This window comes from Sphingomonas abaci, assembly GCF_014199625.1.
GTDB lineage: Bacteria > Pseudomonadota > Alphaproteobacteria > Sphingomonadales > Sphingomonadaceae > Sphingomonas > Sphingomonas abaci.
In genome coordinates this window covers 1-1,734 of record NZ_JACHNY010000037.1, presented here as the reverse complement: position 1 = coordinate 1,734, position 1,734 = coordinate 1, and the positions used below count along the sequence as shown (strand labels likewise).

2 protein-coding genes are annotated in these 1,734 nt (G+C 60.0%); both read left to right on the top strand.

The window, feature by feature from the left end:
* The first annotated feature begins 132 nt into the window (after nt 1-132).
* Nucleotides 133-687: a recombinase family protein gene (locus tag GGQ96_RS21065; RefSeq protein WP_184117192.1), complete on the top strand. Its 555-nt coding sequence runs from the start codon at nt 133-135 to the stop codon at nt 685-687.
* A gap of 12 nt (nt 688-699) precedes the next feature.
* Complete coding sequence (locus GGQ96_RS21060; RefSeq protein WP_184117191.1) at nt 700-978, top strand: hypothetical protein; 279 nt, start codon at nt 700-702, stop codon at nt 976-978.
* Nucleotides 979-1,734 lie beyond the last annotated feature (756 nt).

Genomic DNA, 1,734 nt, shown 5'->3' with positions numbered 1-1,734 from the left:
GCCTCATTGAGGCAACCCTATCCGGCACAGTTCATGAGACGGTATATACGTCTCGGATGAGTGGCGTTTGACTTCAGGGACGGCTGGAGCGAGGCGGTCTTACAGCCAAACGAGACACTGGGAGTGGCGGGCATGGGCAAGACGCTGGGCTACGCTCGTATCAGCACGAACGAGGGGCAGGATGTCGCTAGCCAGAAGGCCATGCTGGAGAAGCTGGGCGCGGTGGTGGTCTTCACCGACATCGGTAATGGATCGTCCCTCGACGGTCGCGACCAGCTTGAGGCGGCAATCCGGCTTCTCGACCCGGGTGATGAACTACTCGCGCTCCACCCCGACCGCCTTGCCCGCGATACCGCCGACCTTCTCACCATCGGCAAACGAGTCATCGAGAAGAAGGCGGTCCTGCGGATCAACGACCCCAACATCGTGCTGGATGGCACCGACATCATGGCTGAGGTCGTGCTGACTGTCTTCGGCATGGTGGGTATGATGGAGAAGCACTTCATCAAGGCAAGGCAACGGCGCGGTATTGAGGCCGCTAAGCTCAAGGGCATCTACAAGGGGCGTCCCGCGACGATCTCCCCTGACGATGTGCGCGAGCTTCGCCAGCAAGGGCTGGGGGCAACCGAAATTGCCAAGCGCCTCAAGATTGGCCGCGCAAGCGTCTACCGGGCGCTTGCCGCCTAACGGAGGATCACGATGTCAGAAGATCGAACAACACCTTATTGGGCTGAAGACCCTTATTGGGTCGAGGCGTTGGAGCGCTTCGTCCAAGCAAGGGAGGCTGGCACGCAGATCATTACGATTGACCTCAATGCCATAGAGGAGAGCCTGTTCAACGGAGATGGCCCTGCTTACCGCCTCATGGAGGCTATGGCGTCAGTTCAAGAGCATGAAGGCTACGATGGCTATCGCGGTGCTCCCCGACTGGTGCTCGCCTTGCTTCAACATCTCAAGGAATCACGACCCAACCGGTAGCCCCGCAGCGCCGCCGTCATGAGCAGGGCAGCGGCGCTGGAAGATGTCTGAGCCGTTCGCTCCATACTCATGGCCGCATCCATCGCACCGCAAAACGTAGGTCATCTGGTTATGGTCGTTCCCCGGCAGATCAGTCCTGCGCAAAACGACTTGCCCGTTGCGGTTACGATACCCCAGCTCCGTGGTTCCCTTCGACATCACCCTTCCTTCGCTCAGCCCTAAGAAGCTATTAGTCATCGCCTCGACCCCCAGATCGCCAAGAAACTAGGCGGCCCACCCACCGGGGTCGAGGTGATCGTTAGAAGCACCGTAGCCACTCAGCCGCTTCGTCAGCGGTCATGCTGACGACCGGCCCGGCCGACCCAGCCCGCAACATCGCAGCGATAAACTTCGGCGGCAGTTCCTCACCTCGACAGATCGGGCACATCGCGCCGCCGTCATCGTCCCCACACCGCTCATTGAAAGCGTCATCCATGGACAACCCACCTGACCCAAAAAACGGTAACGCCACCACTATAAGGGACATCATCGAACGCCTGCGAGGCCGCACTCAACCGGTCAGCGACGTAGTTCAAGGACCTCGTGCAACTGATGGTGATGCGGTGACTCTACCCGGCTCCCTAACCTCAAACGATGCGGGTCCTCTTCTGGCACCCGAACCGCAAACGCCGCTCGGACTCAGGGAAGCAGGCAGAAATTCGAGCGCTCTCACTGACCCAAACAGCCAGCCTTGCTGCGCTCCTCTTCTGGGCACCA